The organism is Parasutterella secunda, assembly GCF_016901835.1.
GTDB lineage: Bacteria > Pseudomonadota > Gammaproteobacteria > Burkholderiales > Burkholderiaceae_F > Aphodousia > Aphodousia faecavium.
The window spans coordinates 1-677 of record NZ_JACJKX010000043.1; the positions used below are offsets into that span (position 1 = coordinate 1).

The window sequence follows — 677 nt, forward strand, 5'->3', positions numbered from 1 at the left end:
TTTGATAACATACCAAATTATGCAAATTACTTGTAGCTTTCGATTTGAACTCCAACCTGACAAAGACCAGCGGTCGCTCATGAGTCGTACCGCCGGTTGCTGTCGCTTGGTTTTCAATAAAGCACTCGCTTTGCAAAATGAGCTCAAAGAACAACACCAAAAGCTTTTAACCTACAACGAGCTGAGCCAAAAATTAACTGCCTGGAAAAAAGAATCCGAAACCATTTTCCTTCGCGAAGTTCCGTCTCAACCCTTACAACAGACGTTAATGGATCTTTGCAAGGGCATCTCTGATTCATTCCGCAAAAGTGGCGATCCGGCTAAAAAAGGTTGGCCTCATTTTAAAAGTAAAGATATCGGCGATGGTTTTCGATTGCCCCAGATTAAACCCGAGCATATTGACGAAGGTAACGCCAGAGTCAAGTTACCGAAATTAGGATGGGTTCGGTATCGAAAAAGCCGAGACATGCGTTTTCAAAACGGTAATGGTTCTTGGGTTAAGGGTTGTGTAAAGCAAGCTACAGTCAGTAAAGAAGTGGGTAAGTGGTTCATCTCTTTTGCTGTTGTTTTCGAAATTGAACAACCGGCAATGAAAACCCTTGATGTCGGGATCGACTTGGGTGTTGTTCATGCTGTGACCACCAGTGATGGACGGTTCTTTGATCTCAATACTGAGG

At 43.4% G+C, this 677-nt stretch carries 1 protein-coding gene; it reads left to right on the forward strand.

The window, feature by feature from the left end; all coding sequences use genetic code 11:
- Nucleotides 1-79: 79 nt before the first annotated feature.
- Nucleotides 80-677, forward strand: a 598-nt coding sequence (locus H5985_RS09245; protein WP_239481758.1) for an RNA-guided endonuclease InsQ/TnpB family protein, incomplete at its 3' end; no start/stop codon positions are given.